The following is a 20,824-nucleotide window of genomic DNA, read 5'->3' on the forward strand; positions in this document are numbered from 1 at the left end:
CAGCCCACCCTTACGGATCGGCCGGCGCCGCGTCTATCGTTCCCCCGCTGACAGCCTCCCGATAACTCCCGGTCAACAAATCAGCAACGATTGTCAGGCGCAAGCGATCACGACAGCGCCTTCGCTGCAAGGCAAAAACGCTCAGAATTCAAACGCGTGAGCGCGTTCGAAGCCCGGTAGTGGCTTAATTGCCGCATTAAATGCCCGTCTTCCGGTTACAACCCCCCCGGCTTTGAAAAACAGCCGGGCCACGCCAGAGTTGCCCCGCCCTTCGACTGCAACCAGGCGTCCTTCTTCCGCAAGCTGGTCGAGCAGCGCCGGCGGCACCTCCTCGACGCTGCCGCCGATGAAGATGACGTTGTAAGGCCCCTTCGCGGCATGCCCTTGCGGCAGCGGTCCGGTTACCACCGTGACGTTCTGGCAGCCAAGGCCGGAAAGCGTGGATTTTGCCGCTTCCGCCAGCGCGGGATCGCTCTCCAGCGCCACGACGGAACGCGCGAGCCGCGACAGCAATGCGGAGGAATAGCCGGTGCCGCAGCCGACATCGAGCACCGAATCGCCAGCGTCGATCTCGGCCAGTTGCAAAAGCTTTGCGAGCGGCGACGGCTCCATCAGATAGCGCGCGCCGCTGCCATTGGCGCCATTGGCGATGCGGATGTCTTCGTCGATATAGGCCAGATCCTGCTGTCCGGCGCCGACAAAGGCCTCGCGCGGGACAGAAAGCATCGCTTCGATGAGTGGCGCGCTGGTGACATCGGTGGTGCGGACCTGGCCGTCGACCATCTTCACGCGGCGTTCGGAGAAATCAGCGCTCATGTCCCAACAATCCGCTCCCCGCGCCACGCGCGGCTCAATTCGAATGGAACCCCCGCCCCGGCGCGGTTGCGCTGGAGCCCGCAAGCATCTGGAGGCCTCGCCCGGAATCGAACCGGGGTGCAAGGATTTGCAGTCCTCTGCGTAACCACTCCGCCACGAGGCCTCGCAATGCTCCCGGCGTTCCGAGCGAACTCATTATGTTGGCGCTGAAAGGTCGTCAAGCGCTGGCGCGTCATTCCCGGCGCTTTCGCCCATAGTGGCGAAAGTGGTGATTACCAATCGGTTGTGAGGAGTCGGGGGTTCGCTGTCGCGGAGTCACCAGCGGGCTGTCGCAGGCTTCAGTCGGGCCGCCGCCGGCGTTCCCACCAGACGACGAATCGACGCCGGTGGCGCCGCACCATCGCGAATTCGTAGGACAGCACCAAGAGGCCGAGCGGAATCATCCAGAACCCGAGAATCGGCAGAAAGCCCAGAATCCCGCCGATGGTGAGCAGCACGCCGATCGCGATCCGCAAGCCGCGCGACCGCGGCATGGCGAATTCGCGGCCGAAGATCGAAATCTTGCGCGCCGGGGCGCTATCATCGTCCGCTGCAGTCATGCGCAAATCCGCTCCTTTCCCCGCGATCGGCCCCTTAAAGACAAAAGCGATACCGCCTCCCCTTGTTCCCGACCGGACAAGAGACGGCTGATATGAGAACGCCGCCAGCAAATTGCTACAAATTGCCGCCCGAAAAACTCCGGAGAAATGTGAAATGCTTCGTTTACAAAGCCCAAACGGTTTTGCTATAGGCACCGCCACTCACATGAGAGCACCTGTTCCCCGGTAGCTCAGTGGTAGAGCAACCGGCTGTTAACCGGTTGGTCGCTGGTTCGAATCCGGCCCGGGGAGCCAACATTTCTAAGGCCTTAGGTGAGTTTCCTCTCCCGACAAGTTGCCGATTGCCCGCGCTGGGCAACATTTGGGGCAACAAGCGCATGGGAAAAGCCGGCCAACCGTGGAGGCAGCGGGCCACTTGGCCTCTCTCTGGAACGAATCTCGCCGTGGCGAATTCCCGAAAGAGTGGAAAATTGGCCATGCAAGGACATCACATCAGTCAGCTGATGGATTTTGGAAGATCGCTGTTCTACGGCCGACATACCGCAAAGATCGTCAAACCGCCTGTTTCGAGAGCCTTTCAGAGAGGCGTCTTCGCTGCTCGGATGGGGATGGAAAGGGACGACAACCCCTATCCGTTCGGGACGCATGGCTATATCGATTGGATCGACGGTTATGAGTCCTCGGTCGAAGTCGGACAGGCGATGGATCTAGACTGAGCGCAACCACAAAAGCCCGGCCGCATAGCAGCCGGGCCAAATCCGAAACGGTTTGGTTTTCAGCTGCGCCAGAGAGCTCGGGCCGCGGCAAGGGATTCGCTGGCGTCCGCGTAGTTCTTGAAGCACCTATCGCACTCAGCCTTGTCGAGCGGCTTTGCCCTCAAGCTGGCAGCGTTGCATCGTTGCCGCCCGAGAGGCGCGGTAGGCTTCCGCCAATGCCTCGATCGGGTCTGCCCGCGGCGTTTCGGTCACGGCCGGCAGGGCCGCAGCCGCCAAACCCATCGGGAGTGAGCGCAGCAGAGTTCGTCTGGAGAGAGCGCTCATGACCGCCTCCTTATCATCACGTATTCGACCTTTCGATGAAACGGTGGTATTCGCCGCCGTGGATGATCTTCATGGCGGCAACGATCGAAGCGACGTGGCGATCGATCTGCAGGTCGGCGGCGGCCATCTGAACGTCCCGAAAGATCGGGCGCCCGGAAAATCTCCCGACGGTGGACTTGGCAGAGGCAAAGCTTCGCCGGCAGCCGGAACTGAGGTGTTCGGCATTGGATTTCCCCAGTCAGTTGTGATACTTACACTTGTGAAATTAGCACAGGGATTGTGAGTTGTGAAGCCTGCACAAGTAAGGATGGCTAGAGCGGCATTGAACTGGTCCTTGGCTGACCTTTCAAACGCTGCCGGCGTTCACCGCAACACGATCTCGAATTTCGAGACGGGCAAGTATGGTGGTTCGGAAGAGGCCTTGGCTGCTATCCGGCGCGCCCTGGAAGATGCCGGCATCGAGTTTCTGGGTGAAAGACAGTCACTCGCGGCCCTGATGACGAAATGGTTCGTGGGCGATCCGTCACGGATTGAACTTTGCGGGATGAAACCCGATACCAACCCCGAGTTCATAGCAGAGCTGCTGATTTCTGATCGCCACACAAACATAGCCACACCAGCGAAATATCTGATCGAGATATTTGAGGGCGCAACCGATCCGATCGGCCAAGAAATCCTTGCGCTACTGCGTCCCGTGGCCGGTGTCGAGTTCATCTCCGAGAACGGCGGCGGCGCCGGGGTGAGGCTTAGATAGTTGTGAGTGCCGGAATGCCGCAGCACGAGCCGTTGCATTTTAGCTAATTTGAATGTGAGAATGGCCGCGCTAGTTGTGGCCGCGGAAGTTCAGGCTCAGTCGATCCAAACCGTCGAGACTTGCCGACAGGTTGCCAATCGAGATGAACGCTTGGCCTTCTATGACGCTCTTCCGTCAACCGTTTCGACCGCTGCGACCGAAGTATCTCCCGTCCAACTGTCCCATTCTTTTTACAATGTTCTGGCTCGCGACACCTACAGAGGCATAAACAGCCCTGGGGTCGAACTTCATGTGTCTTTTGCGAACTCCTCTCCGAAGAGGGTCAAAGGCCTGTCAGTGCTGATTACGATCAAAGATGCCTTTGGCGATGCTGTGCTTGTCACGGAAGCCAAAATGACTATCGACATCGAGCCTCACACTCAGACATCCTATTGGGATGCGTGAAGATGCTGGTAGTTCGCACCTATCGCCACAATGTCGTTGTCCAATCAGACCACTCGGCATCGACCCAAGCGAAGTAAAGGCGCCAGACCTTTGGGCAGCCCCGCCAAAGCGCGCGTTTCCTCTCGCCGCTGTCCTACACCGCCGAAGTGCCCCGCGCGCTCTGGCGCTTGCCGGTGGCCCGCTGCATGCTGGCGCGATTAAAGAGGAAGGATCGGAATCTAATGGCCAGGGAAGCTGATTATCAGGATGACGACGTAGTGGTCATCTCGCGCAACCCGCTGATGAGCAAATTGCTGCTGATCACGGAAGACGACGAAGAGATCGAGCTTCATCTTGAGAAGGACAGCGCTGAAGCACTGATGGGTGCGCTGGGTGCTTTCCTGATGGAAGGCGTGATCTGCCCCTTATAGCAGCCCCGCCAGCGCGCGATCATCGCCGGCCGCCCTCCTACACCGGCCGAAGCCCCAACGCCTCTGCTCGCTTCTCCGCGATCCGATTGAGGCGCTCCAGGTTGCGTTCCCGGACTTCAGTGCGCCACCGCTCCAAAGCCTCTTGCTGAGCCCGCTCCCGCTCGAGGCGATAGCATTCAGGCAAGGGTTGCCACTTCTTCCGCTTCAGCCGCATGCACCACTTCTCCCGACGAAAACCCCAATGCTCAATCCCGACGAGATCCGAACCATCGAACCAGCATGACACGTTCAGCTTGGGGAAATGCAGCACCCTGGCCGCCCACCACACCCTGTCGATTTGGCAGTCAACCGAGCCAGCTTTCCACGGTGTCCACCCGCGGCTAGGTCGTTCGATCAATTGGTCATCGCGCATGCGCCGGATGATGCATAAGTCGCGGCTTATTGGCAAGCCGCGACCCCTCCAACCCCGTCGTTCGTTCGCACGGCGATAATTTAGCTATGGCTGATATGTAGGCGGACCATGACCGGCGAAACGCTAAAAGCGTACGAGCAAATGCTTGCCAAAGCCTACGACACTGGCAGCGAAGACTACCTCACAGGCACACGGCACTCATGGTTTGACGTTCGGCAAGCCTATTTGCGCGGCTACGATGACGCCAAAGCTTGCGGGCAATTGCACGAGCTTACGAAACGGTAAGGTCGCGACCTTACGGGCAAGGTGTCCAGCCCTTCCGCTGCTCCGGCGTCGCGGCGTGATTTGTGAATTGCAGGTTCCGATCGTCGCGCCCGGCGGCGCGGCACACGTGACAATAGATGACCTTGATAAGGGCCCATTGCATGCATGAGTAATCCGGGCCGAGCCGCCTGGCCAGTTCGGCGACATCGAGCACGGCCCGGCGCTCGCATGTCAGGCAGTAGACTGAAAGGCCCGTGCCGGCCGCAAGCTTTTTGCCGAGCGTGTCTTCAACGAACGGGAATTCTTTGCCCATGGCGATCTCCAAAGAGGTCGCCCCATCCGAGTTCGAAATAGGTGCCCTGGGTACGCCGCTTACGCGATCACACCATGTCGATCGCAGATGTTTTAGCTACCCTGCATATGCGGCGGAACCCCCAGGACCGCCAGGCCGGCGCCCGCTTAGGCAATCTCGCAAAAGAGAGGCGCCGGCCACCCTTAGCCCGTCGCTAGGTGTGGGGGCACACCAGCGGCGGGCTATCGGGCACTTATTCACCATTCGTTCACGATATTAGCGCGGGCTAACGTAAAGTCATGCTGGTACAGCTCATGCCTAAAGCCCTAGCGCATCTGGGTCGCCTTAGAGGCGTGTGATCCGGTCGAGGCCAAGCCGCATGACGTGGCTTTCGGCGAAATTGAAGGCTGCTACGCGTTCCCTGAAAGAACGTGTGACAGTGCCTATCCCGGCCTCCTTTACGACAACCTGCCAGCCGCGTTCTGTGTTCGCCATAGAAACCGCATTGCCGGTGATCATCGGGTTTAGCCGGTGCGGATCGACCTGGGGCTTGGTCTCTCGCAACTTCTGGCTGGATTGACGGACAACGGCTAGCGCTTGCGCGAATAGCCTTGGATCATGCCAACACTGGTGTGAGCGAGGGTAATTACTGACTGGATGGTCGTTCAATGCTTTTGTGAGAATGCCATGCCGGGCGGAATCCGCCACCCCGTAGGCTAACATGCCTGCCTCCCCAGACAGGGCGAAAGCATAATGACCGCTTCCAAGCATCCGCATGCCTCTATTTGGTACGGACGACTTGGTAACCATACGCCCCAAATATGTCAGCTACGAGTCAATTCGGGACGGACTGAACATCCTTACCTTCACGGAAGGCCGGCCTTAGTCGTGCTCAATTGTGATCTGTATCACCTGTGTGCCGTTGATGTCGCGGACGGTGCAGACAACATCCTGTCCCTTGCATGCACCGTCATTTTGCGGACCATCTCAAAGGCTCTATCCTTTGCCCGCTCGACGTCAGGCAAGATGGTGCCTTTGGCGTCGTGGTAGACGTCGCCACCGGAGGTGACACACGCCCAAAAATGTATCGTTCTACGCAATCGCCAATTGGTGGACTCGCCCGAAATATCGGCAGTTAATTCCCCCATCAGCACAAAAAGGGACGGAGGGCCTCGAACACCGGGAGGAACGACATTGCCTGCGCAAAAAGAGGACTATCGGACCAACAGAGCCGACTATGTGATTGCCGCCATGCAAGGCCGGGCGGCCACTGATAGCGGTGGCAACGAGAAACTGAAAACATTTTGGCTGAGAGACAGACGATCCGCCAGATTGGTCGCAAATCCGTGTGAAAGCTTGCCAGGACCGAGGAGGCCAACCCGCACCGTCAGGTAATTTCGCGCGTGGTCCGAAAAAGGCCTGCGGTCAAAGGCGGTGGCAGCGGGCCAATGGAGAGCGCCATCAGAATCGCTTGGCCTCAGGCAGGTACGCCTTCATGGATGGCTCATCTCGGAGCGGAACTGTGCTGTAGTGTTCCCCATGAGCGGACATCCCGTGTTGTGCCGTCGCGTCAATCGGCTCATCCTCGCGATCTGCCGAGATCGCGATTGTGCATTTCATTTCACTCGGGAATTCTCGGCAGTCTAAGTATTTGCGTGCCATCGGCTCCTCCCTGGAAATCTTGCCTTTCAGGCAACGAAACGGAGTGCTCCTGCCGGCTAACTTCGGAAAGCCTCTGACAAAGCAGGCCCCCAGCATTCCTCATCCCCGATCGCTTGCCAAAAGCTTCCGCGATCACACCATGTCGCGCCGGCAAACATTAGCTATCATGCATATGCGGTGAAGATATTCTCGCCGGGCCGGCGCCGGGTTTAACCCCAACCAGGCAGCGGCGCCGGTCACTTGGTGGCAACCTGAGAATGAAGGGCTCGTCCTGTTTGGGCGAGCCCTTATTCTTCCGGCGGAAGCCGACATGATGTCTCAAATCGATACCAAAACAGTGGCCCGGATTTTGCACTGACAAGATTGCCGGTGTTCCTCCCACCGGTCCTGATCGCGGGGATCAGGCAGAACTTTCGCCGGGCTTGAGGATTGGGACGATCTTCGCCCGGCGAGTTTTCTTTTCAATGCAGCGTCCGTCCTATTTCTCGGTATTTTCAATGCGGCAACGCGCTGAAGACGACGACAAGCAGAACCGCGGCGACGAACGCCAAAACGATTGCAGTGAGCCGGATGTGTCTTACCCAGAGAGCACTTGCACGAGGAGTCCTTGTCGCCGGGTCATAGGCGCTGTAGAGGCGCCATCCATCCTCTGCATACCTGTCGGCGTTCGGGTAAACTTTGCGCGGCTTTCCCCTCGGCTTGAGCATAGGCGATCCCTCCCGCCGGCAAGCCTATATTAGCGATTTCTTGTGCTCAACTCTTCATAGGAGCATAATGGCAGTGGCGCGTACCGAGGACTTTGAGGGAGGTTCCGATGCGATGGCCTTTGATCTTGATCGCGCTGGTTGGTGGCTTGATCCTCTGGGATCAGTTCGCCAACGAAGGTGCCTACACCGCGCATGTTGAGCGCAGTTTCAGAGAGGCTTCGTTGGACATGCCGGGAGGCGGCGGATGGACGCCTCCAACCGTCACTGTCAACCGCGACGCATTTAAACCCTGAACGCCCTCGCGGGGTGAGTTGACGACAAACTCGATAACCCTGATCGCGAAGACGGCCGGCTGGCCCGGCTAACCGACGAGAGCCTGCGCGCCGCTGCCTCTATCGCCCGCATGGGCCAAAATTCCCGTAGCCATTGTGCCGGTGAATTTTGCTTTGCGGCTCGGCCACCCTGCCTTAGCCTCACTTCGCAACACCTTGCCGACAAGCCGGACCATGCCGTGCCTCTGAAAGCCACCGCCCATGTCGAGGCCATGTCCGCTTTCGCGCTGGCCAATGAGGACATCCTGCTTCTCGCCGAGCGCGCCGGCGAAATGCTCGCCGACATCAAAGCCGCCTGGCATGCCGCGGCGGCTCCGAAAAGCTACTCGTCATGGCGCGAGGAAAGTTGGGTATGGATGCGGCTTTCCGGTCCTCGCCTTGCCGAAGCGATGAGCGCGCTTTGCGCGCTGGACATGAGACCCCAAAAATTGGGCGCCGATGATATCGCCCAGACCCGCGTCGGCCATATCGAGGCCATGATGTTCTATTCGCCGGCGGGTTTCGACATACTCTTCGACATCGCCGCTTCGGCCTACTTTGCCCGCGCCGTCGCTGCGGTAGCCCGCCACACAGCATAGAGGACATTCATGACCCGCCCGCAAGGAACCATCGCCCCGATCCTGACGCCGTTCGAAGACGACGGCCGCATCGCGCGCGATCTCTGGATCTCCCACGCTAAATGGGTGCTCGGCCAGGGTACGCATTTCCTCTCACCCTTCGGCACGACGGGCGAAGCGCTGTCGGTGTCCTTGCGCGAGCGCATGCAGGCGCTGGAATGGCTGGTCGAGGCCGGCATCGCGCCGGACCGGTTGATGCCCGGCACGGGCGTCACCGCGCTGCCCGAATCGGTCGAGCTGTCAGCGCATGCCGTCGGCCTCGGCTGCGCTGCCGTGATGGTGTTGCCATCCTTCTTCTACACGGGCGCCGGCGACAACGGTCAGGCGCGCTATTACAGCGAGCTGATCGAGAAGGTGGCAAAGCCTTCGATGCGCGTGATCCTCTATCACATCCCGCAGAATTCCGGCGTGCCGGTCAGCCCGGCGCTGACGGCGAGGCTCAGCAAGGCCTTTCCGGACACGGTGGTGGCCTATAAGGACAGCGCCGGCGACTGGAACAACACCGCTGCGGTCATTGCCGCCGCGTCAGATATTTCGGTGTTTCCAAGCTCCGAGGCGCAGCTCACCAAGGGTCTTGCGAGCGGCGCGGCCGGCTGCATCTCGGCCACAGTCAACCTGAACGCCGCCGCCATCCGCCGCGTCTACGACGCGGCCCGCAAGGGCGAGGATGTCGCCGAGGCGGATGCCGCGATCAAGGCGTTCAGGAAGGTGATCCAGGATGCCGGCCTGATCCCGGCGATGAAGGCCGTGCTTGCGGTGAAGTCCGGCGACCGACGCTGGCTGAACCTGCGCGCGCCGCATGAGAATGCGACGCTGGAAAACGGCCAGGCGCTGCTTGCGGCACTGGGCAGTGCTGCCGAGCATATCGGCCGCCATTGAGATAGCGATGTCGGCGCGCCCCCGGCGGCAGGAACCTTTGCGGAAACCGCTCGTTGACCCTCCTGCGAGGGGGCCACCGATATCTGGGGCCCGTTCCCATGGACGCAAAAACTGAAAGAAAAGAGCGCGAACCCGCTCCCACCGAAGAAACGCGGGCTCAGCCCCGCTCCGATCGGCAGCAGCGCCCGCCGGGCGACCAAAACCGCGTGGAAAATGAGCACGCGGACGATAAGCGCGCGCAAGACTCGCAGGCGAATGACAGTCGGTCCTACGCCAACCGGCCAGGCCTTATCAGACGCCATCCCTATATAGCGGCGATCGCTGCCATCCTCATCCTGTTGGTCATCGCGGCCGTGATCATCTGGTGGATCAACGCACGGCAGTATGAATGGACCGACGACGCCTTCATCGACGCTCGCACCGTGACGATCGGCGCCGAAATTTCCGGGCGCATCACCGATGTGGCGGTCACCGACAACCAGCCGGTCGAGGCAGGTGCGGTGCTTCTGCGCATCGACGACAGCGACTACCAGGCGTCACTCAAACAGGCTGAGGCCGGCGTGGTGGCCGCGCGGGCCGACATTGCCAATGTGCAGGCCCAGACCGTGGCGCAGAAGGCCAAGATCGATGCCGCCGGCAAGCAGGTCGCTCAAGCACAGGCCGCGCTCGAATTCGCCAAATCCGAAGACCAGCGCAACCGCGAACTGCTGGCCAAAGGCACGGCGACGCAACAGCAGGCGCAGCAGGCCGCTTCGACCTTGCGCCAGGACCAGGCGGCGCTGGATACAGCCAACGCCAATGCCGAGGCGGCGAAAAGCCAGCTCGCCGTCCTGCAGGCACAGGGCAAGAGCGCCGAAGGCAAGCTGCAGCAGGCTGAGGCCGCCGAGGGCCAGGCGAAGACCACCCTCACCCGCACCACCATCACCGCTCCCGTCGCCGGCCATGCCACCAACGTCACGGCGGCAAAAGGCACCTATGCGCAGCCGGGCCAGGTGCTGATGATGTTCGTGCCGAAGGACGTCTGGGTGAAGGCGAACTTCAAGGAGACGCAGCTCGACCTGGTGCGGCCTAGCCAGCCCGTTGATATCGCCATCGACGCCTATCCGGAAAAGACCTTCCAGGGCCATGTCGACAGCGTCCAGGCCGGCAGCGGCACGGCGTTCAGCCTGCTTCCGGCCGAAAACGCCACCGGCAATTTCGTCAAGGTGGTGCAACGCGTGCCGGTCAAGATCGTGTTCGACCAGCCGCCCGGCGTGTACGTCGGTCCCGGCATGTCGGTGGTTCCGACGGTCAAGGTACGATGAGCGATGCCGCCGCAACAGCCCAGGGTGACCAGAGCCGGTCGGCGGCCGGCGGCCGTAGCCCCTGGCTGATCGCGATCGTCGTCTCGATCGCGACCTTCATGCTGGTGCTCGACACCTCGATCGCCAATGTCGCGTTGCGCAATATCGCCGGCAGCCTTGCCGCCGGTATGGACGAGAGCACATGGGTGATCACCACCTATCTCGTCGCCAACTCCGTCATCATCCCGGTCAGCGGCTGGCTGACCAGCGTCATCGGCCGCAAGCGCTACTACATGATCTGCGTCGCGACCTTTACGCTGTCGTCGCTGCTATGCGGGCTGGCCCCCAACCTGCCGACGCTGATCGCCTTCCGCATTCTGCAGGGGCTCGGCGGCGGCGGCATGGCGCCGAGCGAGCAGTCGATCCTCGCCGACACGTTTCCGCCTGAGAAGCGATCCCAGGCCTTTGCACTCTACGGCATCTCGGTGATCGTCGCACCGACGGTCGGACCGACCATCGGCGGCTGGCTGACGGACAATTTCTCCTGGCATTGGATCTTCTTCATCAACGTGCCGTTCGGCGTCCTGTCGCTGACGCTCGTGCAATGGCTGGTGATCGAGCCCGACATCTTGGAGCGCGAGCGCCGGGAGCGGTTGAGCGAGGGACTGAAGGTCGACTGGATCGGCTTCATCCTGGTGGCGATGGCGCTCGGCTGCCTCGAAGTCTTTCTCGACGAAGGCCAGCGCAACGACTGGTTCGCCTCGACCTTCATCACCGTTTTCGCGGTGATCTCGGCGGTATCGTTCCTGCTGCTGGTCCCCTGGGAGTGGACAAGGCGCGATCCGATCGTCGACATCCGCCTGCTTTTCAGCCGGCAGTTCGGCATGTCCTTCCTGGTCATGATGGCGGTGGGCGCGGTGCTTTTCAGCACCACACAGTTGTTGCCGCAGCTGCAGCAGACGACTTTCGACTACACTGCCACGCTCTCCGGCCTGTCGATGATGCCGGGCGGCATTGCCATGCTCGTGCTGATGCCGATCTCCGGTCTTGCGGCCGGCATTATTCAGCCGCGCTTCCTCATCATGATCGGCATGTCGGTCGTAGCCGTTGCGCTCTGGCACACGACCTCACTGACGCCCGACGCCAGCTTCAGCTTCTTCGCCTATGCGCGCGTCTTCATGATGATCGGCCTGCCGTTCCTGTTCATCCCGATCTCGACCGCAGCCTATGTCGGCCTGCCGCCGCAAAAGACCGACCAGGCATCCTCGCTGATCAATGTTGCCCGCAACATCGGCGGCAGCATCGGCGTATCGCTATCCAACACGGTCATCGCGCAGAACGCCCAGCTTCACCAGTCGGTGCTGGTCGGCCACACCGCGCAGTCGAGCGAGGTCTACCAGCAGACGCTTCGCCAGGTGACGGACCATTTCGTTGCCGAGGGCTCGCCGCTGGCCGAAGCAAGGCAGCAGGCCGTCGGCTGGATCGGACAGGAGATCGGCCGTCAGGCTTCGCTGCTCGCCTATGTCGACGTCTTCTTCTACTGCGCAATTGCGACTGCGTTGCTGGTCCCGTTTGCCCTCTTGCTGAGGCCACCCAAACAGGCGCCAGCGAAGCGTTAGCTATTCGACCATCCGGTGCTTGCGCGTCAGCGTCCTCCGCGCCAAGCTGGCGGCTTCTGGAGGGACCCGATGCGCAACATCACGGCATCGGCGCTGCTTTTGGCGTCGGCATTTTTTACGACCAGCGTGAGCGCGCTGGACAGCTCCAACACACCGGTCGTGGTGACGCCGCTGGCGTCGAAGACGACGACCGCGTCCGGCCAGCCGATCACGCTGCCGCAAAAGAATGTCGAGGTTCAGGTCTCTGCCTATCAGATCGCACCAGGCACGACGCTCCCGGTGCACAAGCACCCCTTCCCGCGCTACGCATATGTCGAGCAGGGAACGCTCAAGGTCACCAATGTCGAGACCGGCGCCGCCAACACCTACAAATCAGGCGACTTCATCGTCGAAATGATCGGCCAATGGCATCAGGCCACCAACATCGGCACCGATCCGGTGAAGCTGTTGGTCATCGACCAGGTCGAGCAAGGCGCCAAGAACACGATCCTGAAGAAGTAGCGAGAGGGCCTCCGCCTCGAAGCGGAGGCCGGTTTGGCCTACCCCCAGGCGCCCACCGGTTGCCGCGTGGTGGCGTTGAGGCGGTTGAAGGCGTTGATCAGCGCGATCTGGATCACCAGGGCGGCGAGCGCCTTGTCGTCATAGTGGCGCGCGGCCTCGTCCCAGACATCGTCCGGCACCGCGTCGGACCGGTCGGCCAGGCGCGTCGCGGCTTCGGCGAGCGCAAGCGCGGCGCGTTCAGCGTCTGTGAAGTAAGGCGTCTCCCGCCATGCCGACACGGCGAAGATCCGCTCATCCTTCTCGCCAGCCTTCTTCAGCTCCCGCGCATGCATGTCGACGCAGACGGCGCAGGCGTTGATCTGGCTGGCGCGCAGATGAATGAGCTTGCGCGTGACGTAAGGCACGTCGCCGGCCTCGGTCGACTTGTCGAGCGCCAAGAGCGCCTGCAGGGCGCCTGGGATGAGCATCACTGGGTTCTTCAATCTGGCTTCCATGGTCCATCTCCTTTGGACGTGTCTTCACCAGCCCTGGAATGCACTGCATCAGGGTTCAGGTGCAGGCCTCGGCTGGCGCAACGCCGGGAATGTCAGCCCTGCCCAGCCGCGACTTGCTCGAGCCGCTCAAGGATGCGTGGCCAACCGCCCCCCATGGCTTTGTAGCCGGGCTCGTCTTGCGGCCTGAAACCGGATTGCTCCATCCGCACCCGCGTGGACGGCCCCTCAGGTGTCAATGACCAGGTCACAATGGTCTTCAAGCCGCTGTCGGACTCGCTTCCGTCGCCCCAGCTGTAGGCGAGAAGACGCAGTGGCGAAATCTTCAGCACCACGCAGTTGACCACGCCTGACCAGCCGGGCACCGGCTTCGCGCGGAAAGTGAAACGGTGGCCTTCGACGGGTTCAAAATCGTTCTCCATCAGCCACTCGGCGACCAAGTGCGGAGAGGTCAGCGCGCGCCACACCTTGTCGACCGCGTGCGGAAGGAGCCGCTCGACAAGGATCGATTTAGTCTCGGTTGCCATCGTTCTTTCTTCGATGTCATCCACGGCATCCTCCTTGTCCGATTTCTCCAACAATGTCTCCAGAGCCAAGACATGCCGCTGCCAGGCTGTAGGGGTCTCTGGCCGGGTTCGACGCTCTCCTTCGCGGGTTCGCCTGCCCAATCAATAACCTGCCAGCTATGAGTTTAGTTATAACCATAGAGTTATTGATGTCAACGGTCTTTGCACGCCTGGACTTGACAAATGCTCCATGGCTGGACCGATCGATGTGCCTTTCGCCGCAATCGCCCCGATGCTAGGGCTGCGCTTCTCTTCAACATGGATGGAACCTGGTGGCTGACACGCAAAAACCCCTGATCGAGATCTGCGTCGAAGGCATTGACGGTTTGCTTGCCGCGCAGGCCGCCGGCGCCGACCGGGTCGAGCTCTGCGCCAGCCTGGTCGAGGGCGGCATCACGCCGAGCCTCGGCACGGTGCGTGCCGCGCTCGCCAGCGCGACCGTCCCCTTCCACGTGATCGTACGGCCACGCGGCGGCGACTTCCTCTACAGCGAGGCCGAGTACCGCTCGATGCTGGCCGATGTCGAAGCGCTTCGCGAGCTCGGCGTCGCCGGCGTCGTCGTCGGCTGCCTCACCGCGGACGGCGCCATCGACGAGGCGCGCATAAGCGCGCTGGTCGAGGCGGCCGGCCCGCTCAACGTCACCTGCCATCGCGCCTTCGACATGACGCGCGATCCGGCCGAGGCACTCGAGGCGCTGATCCGCTGCAAGGTCGGCCGCGTGCTGACCAGCGGCCAGCGCGACACAGCGGTCGAAGGGGTCGAGCTTCTGGCAAAGCTCGTTCGCCAGGCCGGCTCCCGCATCATCATCCTCGGCTGCGGGGCGCTGACGCCCGATACGATCGGCGACGTGCGCAGGCGGACCGGATTGACCGAGATGCATTTCGCCGCGCTCGCGGATGTGCCGAGCGCCATGCGCTACCGCAACCCGAATGTCGGCATGGGCGGCACCGACCTCGACCGCGAATACCGCAACACGGTGACCGACGAAGCCCTGGTGGCGGCGACGATCGCGGCCGCGAGAGCCTGATGGCTAGGACGATGACCAAGGCGTTGCCGCCTATCGAGCAGGTTTCGCCCGCCGACGAGGCCGCCATCCTCGCGCTCAACAACGAGCATGCGGCCGAGCTGTCCTGGCTCGAGCCGGAACAGCTTTCCTTCCTGCTCGGCGAGGCTTTCTACACACGCCGCATCGGTGTGCTCGAAGCCTTCATCATGTGCTTCGACCAGGACGCAAGCTACGACAGCCCGAACTTCCTCTGGTTTCGCGAGCGCTATCCGCGCTTCGTCTATGTCGACCGCGTGGTGGTCGCGGCCGCGGCGCGTGGCCGTGGCCATGCCCGCCGGCTTTATGAGGATCTGTTCGAGCAGGCCCGGCGCGCCGGCCACACGATTGTCACCTGCGAGGTCAATGCCGATCCGCCCAACCCGGTCTCGGACGCCTTCCATGCTGCGCTCGGCTTCGCCGAAGTCGGCGATGCGGTGATCCATGGCGGCAAGAAGTCGGTGCGCTACTGGGCAAAGCCCCTCACCGCCTGAGTAGTGTTCCGCCACCACTGGCCAGAAAAACAAGCCGTAGCTAATATAGTCGCTCCGCTGGCTGGGAGGCCCGACATCATGCCGAGCAATGTCTTCCGCTTCGACGAAAGCTGGGACATCCCCGAAGGCAGGCCCCAAGAAGTGTGGGACGTGCTGGCGGACGCTGAGCTGTTACCGCTCTGGTGGGGCGATGCCTATAAGGAGGTCGAGCCGCTCGACAAGAAGGGCAAGGGCGTCGTCGGCGCCCGCGCCAGGGCGAGAGCGCGCGGTGCCCTGCCCTATGAGCTGAACTTCATCATCGAGGCCGCCGAACTCGAGCCCGGCCGGCTGGTGGTGGTGAAGACCTTCGGCGATTTCGACGGGCTATGGCGGGCGGAACTGTCGCCGTCCGGAGAAGGCACCCATGTCGACCTGATCTGGCAGGTGACGGTCGAGAGGCCGATCCTCAAGCTGCTGGCGCCGCTGCTGAGACCCGCCTTCGCCTGGAACCATCGCTGGACCACGCCGCGCGGCGAAGCCGGGCTTCGCCGCTATCTCGCCGCTCGGAAGAATGGCAAGGCCTGACGTTACCAGTTGCGGTTGAGCCAGCCGCGCGCGGGTTTTTCGACCACATAGTAACTGCAGAGCGCGCAGGCGAAGACCGCGGCCAGCAGCGGCAGCGGCGCGCTGCCGCGCTCATAGACGAATTTGTAGAAAGGCTGCTGCCAGAGATAGAGCGAGTAGGACCACAGACCGAGCATCACCATCGGCCGCGACGCGAGCAGGCCCGGCAGATAGCCGCCGGCGAAGTCGAGCGTGTTGACGGCCAGCGCCAGCAGCGGCACGGCGACGAGATAGTGGATCGGGGTCGGCACCGGATCGAGGAACAGCAATACGCCGGCAATTGCGGCCGCAAGCGCCACATGCTGGCTCTTAAGGAAAGCCGGCAAGCGCCCGTCGGCCTTGAGCAGGCAGATCGCGGCGGACAGCAGAATCGAGGCGATGTGCACGTCGGTGCGCCAGTAGGAGGTCTCGTAGCTCATGCCGAGAAGCCCATACGAAATGGCGCCGTTGGCCATTGCCAGCAGCGCCAGCACGACCAAAAGCCGCACGACATTCGCCCTGCCGGTGACCATCACGCTGATCAGCGCCAAAAGGATATAGGAGTGCTCCTCGACGCAGAGTGACCAGATATGGTCGAGCGCGCCGGCCCGATTGATGAAGATGCCGGCGTAATTGTAGGTGAAGGTCAGCGCTGTCAGCGCCGCCTTCCATTTGAACGTGATGAAGGTCCCGGCAAGGCCGATCATGGCGGCAGTCACGAACACCAGCAGCGCGGGATAGATGCGCGAGAAGCGGCGCTTGAAGAATTTCTTCAGCGGAAAATGCTCGATGAACAGGATCTCGCCCATCAGCCGACCGCTTAGCACGAAGAAGAACTCGACGCCAAGGACGCCGAGATTGATTCCCGGCACCGGGAAAAAATGGCCGATCAGCACCAGGGCGATCGACAGGCCGCGCCAGCCGTCGAGATAGGCCAGCCTTGTGCGTGCCGCTTTGTCTTCTGTGGCCCGTGGCAAGGCACCGGCGGTCGCGGAGATGTCGGTCATGCCCGCCTTTCGCAACTCGAGCCCCGCGCACGTCTAGCCGTGCCGGAACCGCATCGTCTCCCGCCACGTTTATTTTGCAGTGCGAGATATTATTGTGCAAGTGCGAAGCTGCGAATTCTCGGCGTATGCCTGCCAAGTGGTTGCGAATACAAAAGGAAAAGGGGCCGCGACGGCCCCCTTTCTCATCCGGGTTGAAAGCGTTTCAGGCGTTGGCCGCGGCCACCGCGCGCTTTGCCATCACCGCGATCAGGTTGGCGCGGTAGTCGGCGGAGGCATGGATATCGCTCATCAGCCCCTTTGCCGGCACTTTGAGCCCGTCGAGCGCCGAGGCGTCGAAGCTCTTCGCCAGCGCCGCCTCGATTTCCTTGGAGCGGAAGACGCCGTCCTCGCCGGCCCCGGTTATCGCCGCCCTCACCCCGTCCTTGCCCTTGGCCACGAACACGCCGACGATGGCGTAGCGCGAAGCCGGGTTGCGGAACTTCTGGTAGGCCGCCTTGGCCGGAGCGATGAAACTCACCGCCGTGATGATCTCGCCCTCCTTCAACGCCGTCTCGAACAGACCCTTGAAGAATTTGTCCGCCGCGATCTCGCGCTTGTTGGTGATGATCGTCGCGCCAAGCGCAAGCAACGCCGCCGGGTAGTCGGCCGCCGGATCGTTGTTGGCGATCGAGCCGCCGATCGTGCCCTTGTAGCGCACCGCCGGATCGCCGATCAGCGATGCCATCTCCGCCAGCGCCGGGCAGGCCTTCTTCAAATTCGCGTCGGCCGAGACGTCGTAATGCGTGGTCGCCGCGCCTATGGTGACCGTCTTGCCGGACACCTTGACGCCCTGAAGCTCCTTCAGCCGCGACACGTCGACGAGGTCCGACGGCGCCGCCAGCCGCGTCTTCATGGCGGGGATCAAAGTCATGCCGCCGGAGAGCAGCTTGGCATCGCCGTTCTTCAACAGCCTGGCGGCATCGGCGACCGAGGCGGCACGATGATAATTGACCGAATACATGATCGCTCCTCCTCAGTGCTTCTTGGCGCGAATGGCCGACCACACGGTCGACGGCGACGCCGGCATGGCGATGTCGACGACGCCGAGCGCATCGGTGATGGCATTGATGATCGCCGGCGGCGAGCCGATGGCGCCGGCCTCGCCGCAGCCCTTGATGCCGAGCGGATTGCTGGGACACGGAGTGTTCGAGGTCGAGACCTTGAACGACGGCAGGTCGCCCGCGCGCGGCATGGTGTAATCCATGTAGCTTGCGGTCAGCAGTTGCCCGCTTCCGTCGTAATGCGCCCCTTCGAGCAGCGCCTGGCCGATGCCTTGCGCGATGCCGCCATGCACCTGGCCCTCGACGATCATCGGGTTGATGATGTTGCCGAAATCATCCGCCGCAACGAACTGAATGATGTCGGTGACACCCGTCTCCGGATCGATTTCGACCTCGCTGATGTAGCAGCCCGCCGGGAAGGTGAAGTTCGCCGGGTCGTAGAAGGCGGTTTCCTTCAAGCCCGGCTCCATGCCGGACGGCAGATTGTGGGCGGTGTAGGCGGCAAGCGCCACCTGGAACCAGGGCAGGCTCTTGTCGGTGCCGGCGACCTTGACCTCGCCATTCTCGATGACGATGTCGCCCTCGTCCGCTTCGAGCAGGTGGGCCGCGATCTTCTTCGCCTTGGCCTCGACCTTGTCGAGCGCCTTGGCAACTGCTGACATGCCGACGGCGCCCGAGCGAGAACCATAGGTGCCCATGCCCATCTGCACCTTGTCAGTGTCGCCATGGACGATCGAGACCGAGTCGATGGGCACGCCGAAGCGCTGGTTGACCAGTTGCGCAAAGGTCGTCTCATGGCCCTGGCCGTGGCTGTGCGAGCCGGTCAGCACCTCGATCGTGCCAACGGCGTTGACCCGCACCTCCGCCGATTCCCATAGGCCTACGCCGGCGCCGAGCGAGCCGACCGCCGCCGACGGCGCCAGGCCGCAGGCCTCGATGTAGCAGCTCATGCCGATGCCGCGCAGCTTGCCGCGCTTGGCGGCGTCCGCCTTGCGTTTGGTGAAGCCGGCATAGTCGGCGGCCTTCATCGCCGCGTCGAGCGAGGCGTTATAGTCGCCCGCGTCATAGTTCAGGATTACCGGCGTCTGATGCGGGAAGGAGGTGATGAAGTTCCGGCGCCTCAGCTCCGCCGGCGACACGCCGAGCTCGCGCGCGGCGGTCTCCATCGTGCGCTCCAGAAGATAGGTCGCTTCCGGCCGCCCTGCCCCGCGATAGGCATCGACCGGCGCGGTGTTGGTGTAGACGGTGCGCACATTGGCGTGGATCGTGGGAATGTTGTACTGGCCCGACAAAAGCGTGGCGTAGAGATAGGTCGGCACGCAGGACGAGAACAGCGACATGTAGGCGCCGAGATTGGCTATTGTGTCAACCCTCAGGCCGGTGATGCGGTTGTCCTTGTCGAAGGCCATCTCCACCGTCGAGACATGGTCGCGGCCATGCGCGTCCGCGAGGAAGCTTTCGGTGCGGTCGGCCACCCATTTCACCGGAACGCCGGTCTTCTTCGAGGCCCACAGGCAGACGATCTCTTCAGGATAGATGTAGATTTTCGAGCCGAAGCCGCCGCCGACATCCGGCGCGATCACGCGCAGCTTGTTTTCCGGCGCGACATTGTAGAAGGCGCTCATCACCAGCCGCGCGACATGCGGGTTCTGCGAGGTCGTCCAGCAAGTGTAGTGGTCCTCGGCCTTGTCATAGTGGCCAAGTGCGGCGCGCGGCTCCATGGCGTTGGGCACCAGCCGGTTGTTGACGATCTTCATGCGCGTGACATGCGCGGCGGACTGGATCGCCGCATCGGTCGCCTTGCCGTCGCCGATCTCCCAGTCGAAGATCAGGTTGTTTGGGGCTTCGGCATGGACTTGTGGCGCGCCGGGTTGGATGGCCTTGGTGGCATCGACCACGGCCTTCAGCTCCTTGTAGGTGATCTCGACCGCTTCGGCCGCGTCGCGCGCCTGGCCCTTGGTATCGGCGACCACGATGACGACCGCGTCGCCGACATAGCGCACCTTGTCGACCGCAAGCGGCGACCAGGCGCCCATCTTCATCGGCGAGCCGTCCTTGGAGTGGATCATCCAGCCGCAGATCAGATTGCCGATGCCGTCGGCCTTGAGTTCCTTGCCGGTGAGCACACCGATGACGCCTGGCATGCTTTGAGCCCTTTTCACGTCGATCTTCTTGATCTGCGCGTGCGCGTGCGGGCTGCGCACGAACACGGCATGCTTCATGCCGGGAACCACCATGTCGTCGACATAGCGGCCGCCGCCGGTGATGAACCTCTTGTCTTCCTTGCGCGCCACGCGGGCGCCGACGCCTTCGATACCCATTAGGAATTCCTCCGGAATTTAGGGGAGTAGGGTAGTAGGGGAGTAAGGCAGTAGGGAAATCGGTGTCTTCTTCACCTACTCCCTTACGGCCCTACTCCCCTATTCCCCTAAGCAGCCTGCTTCGCCTTGCCCTTGGCGCCCTTCGACATCGTCTGCGCTGCGGCGAGGATCGCCTTGACGATGTTGTGGTAGCCGGTGCAGCGGCAGATATTGCCGTCGAGCTCGGCGCGCACCGTCGCCTCGTCGAGGCCCTGCGGGTGACGCGCGATCATGTCGGTCGCCGCCATGATCATGCCGGGCGTGCAGAAGCCGCATTGCAGCCCGTGATGTTCCTTGAACGCGGCCTGTACCGGATGCAGCTCGGCGCCGTTCGCCAGCCCTTCGATGGTGACGATTGTCGAGCCCGAGGCCTGCGCGGCCAGCATCGTGCAGGATTTGACCGCCCGGCCGTCGACATGCACGACGCAGGCGCCGCATTGCGAGGTATCGCAACCGACATGCGTTCCGGTGAGGCCCAGATGTTCCCTGAGGAAATGCACCAGCAGCGTTCGGTCCTCGACGCTCCCGCTGACGCGTTTCCCATTCACAGTCAACGACACGTCCGACATGCAACCTCCCTGGGTATTAACCTTGGTTATCGCGTTGCCGA

General features: G+C 62.3%; 25 protein-coding genes and 2 tRNA genes. 14 read left to right on the forward strand and 13 right to left on the reverse strand.

Annotated elements, in window-relative coordinates:
- Window positions 1-141 precede the first annotated feature (141 nt).
- From EN869_RS17810 to EN869_RS17820, 3 genes are all read right to left on the reverse strand, one after another.
- On the reverse strand, window positions 142-816 hold the full coding sequence (locus EN869_RS17810; protein WP_127227112.1) for a protein-L-isoaspartate O-methyltransferase: 675 nt from the start codon (window positions 814-816) through the stop codon (window positions 142-144).
- 89 nt (window positions 817-905) lie between these two features.
- A tRNA-Cys gene (locus tag EN869_RS17815) sits at window positions 906-979 on the reverse strand.
- 175 nt (window positions 980-1,154) lie between these two features.
- The gene (locus EN869_RS17820; protein ID WP_127227111.1) at window positions 1,155-1,415 is read right to left on the reverse strand and encodes a hypothetical protein; all 261 of its coding nucleotides are present in this window, start codon (window positions 1,413-1,415) and stop codon (window positions 1,155-1,157) included.
- Between the two features lie 219 nt (window positions 1,416-1,634).
- Between EN869_RS17820 and EN869_RS17825 the strand changes: the two genes are divergently transcribed.
- Window positions 1,635-1,709 (forward strand) — tRNA-Asn (locus EN869_RS17825).
- 182 nt (window positions 1,710-1,891) lie between these two features.
- Window positions 1,892-2,131: a hypothetical protein gene (locus tag EN869_RS17830; RefSeq protein ID WP_127227110.1), complete on the forward strand. Its 240-nt coding sequence runs from the start codon at window positions 1,892-1,894 to the stop codon at window positions 2,129-2,131.
- A gap of 135 nt (window positions 2,132-2,266) precedes the next feature.
- Here the strand turns inward: EN869_RS17830 and EN869_RS17835 are convergent, their stop codons facing one another.
- The gene (locus EN869_RS17835; protein ID WP_127850314.1) at window positions 2,267-2,455 is read right to left on the reverse strand and encodes a hypothetical protein; all 189 of its coding nucleotides are present in this window, start codon (window positions 2,453-2,455) and stop codon (window positions 2,267-2,269) included.
- Here EN869_RS17835 and EN869_RS17840 point away from each other — a divergent pair.
- From EN869_RS17840 to EN869_RS17855, 4 genes are all read left to right on the forward strand, one after another.
- Window positions 2,454-2,738, forward strand: coding sequence for a hypothetical protein (locus EN869_RS17840; protein WP_127227109.1), 285 nt, complete (start codon window positions 2,454-2,456; stop codon window positions 2,736-2,738). The genes EN869_RS17835 and EN869_RS17840 overlap by 2 nt on opposite strands.
- 24 nt (window positions 2,739-2,762) lie before the next feature.
- Window positions 2,763-3,209 (forward strand): helix-turn-helix transcriptional regulator, encoded by a 447-nt coding sequence (locus EN869_RS17845; protein ID WP_127227108.1) that lies wholly within the window; start codon window positions 2,763-2,765, stop codon window positions 3,207-3,209.
- Window positions 3,210-3,269: 60 nt separating this feature from the next.
- Window positions 3,270-3,653, forward strand: coding sequence for a hypothetical protein (locus EN869_RS17850; RefSeq protein ID WP_127227107.1), 384 nt, complete (start codon window positions 3,270-3,272; stop codon window positions 3,651-3,653).
- A gap of 221 nt (window positions 3,654-3,874) precedes the next feature.
- The gene (locus tag EN869_RS17855) at window positions 3,875-4,063 is read left to right on the forward strand and encodes a hypothetical protein (protein WP_127227106.1); all 189 of its coding nucleotides are present in this window, start codon (window positions 3,875-3,877) and stop codon (window positions 4,061-4,063) included.
- Between the two features lie 37 nt (window positions 4,064-4,100).
- Here EN869_RS17855 and EN869_RS17860 read toward each other — a convergent pair whose 3' ends face one another.
- The 3 genes from EN869_RS17860 to EN869_RS17870 all read right to left on the reverse strand — a co-directional run bounded on the left by EN869_RS17860 (window position 4,101) and on the right by EN869_RS17870 (window position 5,754).
- A complete protein-coding gene (locus EN869_RS17860; RefSeq protein ID WP_127227105.1) occupies window positions 4,101-4,373 on the reverse strand; it encodes a hypothetical protein in 273 nt (90 codons plus the stop codon).
- Between the two features lie 397 nt (window positions 4,374-4,770).
- Window positions 4,771-5,052 (reverse strand): hypothetical protein, encoded by a 282-nt coding sequence (locus tag EN869_RS17865; RefSeq protein ID WP_127227104.1) that lies wholly within the window; start codon window positions 5,050-5,052, stop codon window positions 4,771-4,773.
- Between the two features lie 324 nt (window positions 5,053-5,376).
- Window positions 5,377-5,754, reverse strand: coding sequence for a hypothetical protein (locus tag EN869_RS17870; protein WP_127227103.1), 378 nt, complete (start codon window positions 5,752-5,754; stop codon window positions 5,377-5,379).
- 2,157 nt (window positions 5,755-7,911) lie between these two features.
- Between EN869_RS17870 and EN869_RS17885 the strand changes: the two genes are divergently transcribed.
- From EN869_RS17885 to EN869_RS17905, 5 genes are all read left to right on the forward strand, one after another.
- Window positions 7,912-8,310, forward strand: coding sequence for a hypothetical protein (locus EN869_RS17885; RefSeq protein ID WP_127227100.1), 399 nt, complete (start codon window positions 7,912-7,914; stop codon window positions 8,308-8,310).
- A 9-nt stretch (window positions 8,311-8,319) separates the two neighbouring features.
- A complete protein-coding gene (locus EN869_RS17890; RefSeq protein ID WP_127227099.1) occupies window positions 8,320-9,228 on the forward strand; it encodes a dihydrodipicolinate synthase family protein in 909 nt (302 codons plus the stop codon).
- 206 nt (window positions 9,229-9,434) lie between these two features.
- Window positions 9,435-10,532 carry an HlyD family secretion protein gene (locus EN869_RS17895; protein ID WP_245489335.1) on the forward strand — a complete coding sequence of 366 codons (1,098 nt, stop codon included), beginning with the start codon at window positions 9,435-9,437 and terminating at the stop codon, window positions 10,530-10,532.
- Window positions 10,529-12,130 (forward strand): DHA2 family efflux MFS transporter permease subunit, encoded by a 1,602-nt coding sequence (locus EN869_RS17900; RefSeq protein WP_127227097.1) that lies wholly within the window; start codon window positions 10,529-10,531, stop codon window positions 12,128-12,130. Before EN869_RS17895 ends, EN869_RS17900 begins: the two co-directional genes overlap by 4 nt.
- 69 nt (window positions 12,131-12,199) lie before the next feature.
- Entirely contained in the window at window positions 12,200-12,631 is a 432-nt protein-coding gene (locus EN869_RS17905; protein WP_127227096.1) for a cupin domain-containing protein, read from the forward strand.
- A gap of 38 nt (window positions 12,632-12,669) precedes the next feature.
- On the opposite strand, the gene EN869_RS17910 is transcribed toward EN869_RS17905, so the two are convergent.
- The gene (locus tag EN869_RS17910; RefSeq protein WP_073985823.1) at window positions 12,670-13,125 is read right to left on the reverse strand and encodes a carboxymuconolactone decarboxylase family protein; all 456 of its coding nucleotides are present in this window, start codon (window positions 13,123-13,125) and stop codon (window positions 12,670-12,672) included.
- Between the two features lie 92 nt (window positions 13,126-13,217).
- Complete coding sequence (locus EN869_RS17915) at window positions 13,218-13,673, reverse strand: SRPBCC domain-containing protein (protein ID WP_348632367.1); 456 nt, start codon at window positions 13,671-13,673, stop codon at window positions 13,218-13,220.
- A gap of 284 nt (window positions 13,674-13,957) precedes the next feature.
- Between EN869_RS17915 and EN869_RS17920 the strand changes: the two genes are divergently transcribed.
- The 3 genes from EN869_RS17920 to EN869_RS17930 all read left to right on the forward strand — a co-directional run bounded on the left by EN869_RS17920 (window position 13,958) and on the right by EN869_RS17930 (window position 15,789).
- Window positions 13,958-14,716: a copper homeostasis protein CutC gene (locus EN869_RS17920; RefSeq protein WP_127227095.1), complete on the forward strand. Its 759-nt coding sequence runs from the start codon at window positions 13,958-13,960 to the stop codon at window positions 14,714-14,716.
- Window positions 14,716-15,225, forward strand: a complete 510-nt coding sequence (locus tag EN869_RS17925) for a GNAT family N-acetyltransferase (RefSeq protein WP_245489334.1) — start codon at window positions 14,716-14,718, stop codon at window positions 15,223-15,225. The genes EN869_RS17920 and EN869_RS17925 overlap by 1 nt, the downstream gene beginning before the upstream one ends.
- Window positions 15,226-15,303: 78 nt before the next feature.
- Entirely contained in the window at window positions 15,304-15,789 is a 486-nt protein-coding gene (locus tag EN869_RS17930; protein ID WP_127227094.1) for an SRPBCC family protein, read from the forward strand.
- Between the two features lie 2 nt (window positions 15,790-15,791).
- On the opposite strand, the gene EN869_RS17935 is transcribed toward EN869_RS17930, so the two are convergent.
- The 4 genes from EN869_RS17935 to EN869_RS17950 form a co-directional block, all read right to left on the reverse strand.
- Window positions 15,792-16,814, reverse strand: a complete 1,023-nt coding sequence (locus EN869_RS17935; protein WP_127227093.1) for an acyltransferase — start codon at window positions 16,812-16,814, stop codon at window positions 15,792-15,794.
- Window positions 16,815-17,016: 202 nt separating this feature from the next.
- A complete protein-coding gene (locus EN869_RS17940; RefSeq protein WP_127227092.1) occupies window positions 17,017-17,814 on the reverse strand; it encodes a xanthine dehydrogenase family protein subunit M in 798 nt (265 codons plus the stop codon).
- A gap of 12 nt (window positions 17,815-17,826) precedes the next feature.
- Window positions 17,827-20,175: a xanthine dehydrogenase family protein molybdopterin-binding subunit gene (locus tag EN869_RS17945; RefSeq protein WP_127227091.1), complete on the reverse strand. Its 2,349-nt coding sequence runs from the start codon at window positions 20,173-20,175 to the stop codon at window positions 17,827-17,829.
- Between the two features lie 107 nt (window positions 20,176-20,282).
- The gene (locus tag EN869_RS17950; protein ID WP_127227090.1) at window positions 20,283-20,783 is read right to left on the reverse strand and encodes a (2Fe-2S)-binding protein; all 501 of its coding nucleotides are present in this window, start codon (window positions 20,781-20,783) and stop codon (window positions 20,283-20,285) included.
- Window positions 20,784-20,824: the final 41 nt, after the last annotated feature.

The sequence above is a fragment of the Mesorhizobium sp. M2D.F.Ca.ET.226.01.1.1 genome (assembly GCF_004022705.2).
Classification (GTDB): Bacteria; Pseudomonadota; Alphaproteobacteria; order Rhizobiales; family Rhizobiaceae; genus Mesorhizobium.

Coding starts and splice junctions, on each gene's coding strand:
- EN869_RS17810 (WP_127227112.1), bottom strand. CDS start 816: ATGAGCGCTGATTTCTCCGAACGCCGCGTGAAGATGGTCGACGGCCAG.
- EN869_RS17820 (WP_127227111.1), bottom strand. CDS start 1,415: ATGACTGCAGCGGACGATGATAGCGCCCCGGCGCGCAAGATTTCGATC.
- EN869_RS17830 (WP_127227110.1), top strand. CDS start 1,892: ATGCAAGGACATCACATCAGTCAGCTGATGGATTTTGGAAGATCGCTG.
- EN869_RS17840 (WP_127227109.1), top strand. CDS start 2,454: ATGACCGCCTCCTTATCATCACGTATTCGACCTTTCGATGAAACGGTG.
- EN869_RS17835 (WP_127850314.1), bottom strand. CDS start 2,455: ATGAGCGCTCTCTCCAGACGAACTCTGCTGCGCTCACTCCCGATGGGT.
- EN869_RS17845 (WP_127227108.1), top strand. CDS start 2,763: ATGGCTAGAGCGGCATTGAACTGGTCCTTGGCTGACCTTTCAAACGCT.
- EN869_RS17850 (WP_127227107.1), top strand. CDS start 3,270: ATGGCCGCGCTAGTTGTGGCCGCGGAAGTTCAGGCTCAGTCGATCCAA.
- EN869_RS17855 (WP_127227106.1), top strand. CDS start 3,875: ATGGCCAGGGAAGCTGATTATCAGGATGACGACGTAGTGGTCATCTCG.
- EN869_RS17865 (WP_127227104.1), bottom strand. CDS start 5,052: ATGGGCAAAGAATTCCCGTTCGTTGAAGACACGCTCGGCAAAAAGCTT.
- EN869_RS17870 (WP_127227103.1), bottom strand. CDS start 5,754: ATGTTAGCCTACGGGGTGGCGGATTCCGCCCGGCATGGCATTCTCACA.
- EN869_RS17890 (WP_127227099.1), top strand. CDS start 8,320: ATGACCCGCCCGCAAGGAACCATCGCCCCGATCCTGACGCCGTTCGAA.
- EN869_RS17900 (WP_127227097.1), top strand. CDS start 10,529: ATGAGCGATGCCGCCGCAACAGCCCAGGGTGACCAGAGCCGGTCGGCG.
- EN869_RS17905 (WP_127227096.1), top strand. CDS start 12,200: ATGCGCAACATCACGGCATCGGCGCTGCTTTTGGCGTCGGCATTTTTT.
- EN869_RS17910 (WP_073985823.1), bottom strand. CDS start 13,125: ATGGAAGCCAGATTGAAGAACCCAGTGATGCTCATCCCAGGCGCCCTG.
- EN869_RS17925 (WP_245489334.1), top strand. CDS start 14,716: ATGGCTAGGACGATGACCAAGGCGTTGCCGCCTATCGAGCAGGTTTCG.
- EN869_RS17930 (WP_127227094.1), top strand. CDS start 15,304: ATGCCGAGCAATGTCTTCCGCTTCGACGAAAGCTGGGACATCCCCGAA.
- EN869_RS17935 (WP_127227093.1), bottom strand. CDS start 16,814: ATGACCGACATCTCCGCGACCGCCGGTGCCTTGCCACGGGCCACAGAA.
- EN869_RS17940 (WP_127227092.1), bottom strand. CDS start 17,814: ATGTATTCGGTCAATTATCATCGTGCCGCCTCGGTCGCCGATGCCGCC.
- EN869_RS17945 (WP_127227091.1), bottom strand. CDS start 20,175: ATGGGTATCGAAGGCGTCGGCGCCCGCGTGGCGCGCAAGGAAGACAAG.
- EN869_RS17950 (WP_127227090.1), bottom strand. CDS start 20,783: ATGTCGGACGTGTCGTTGACTGTGAATGGGAAACGCGTCAGCGGGAGC.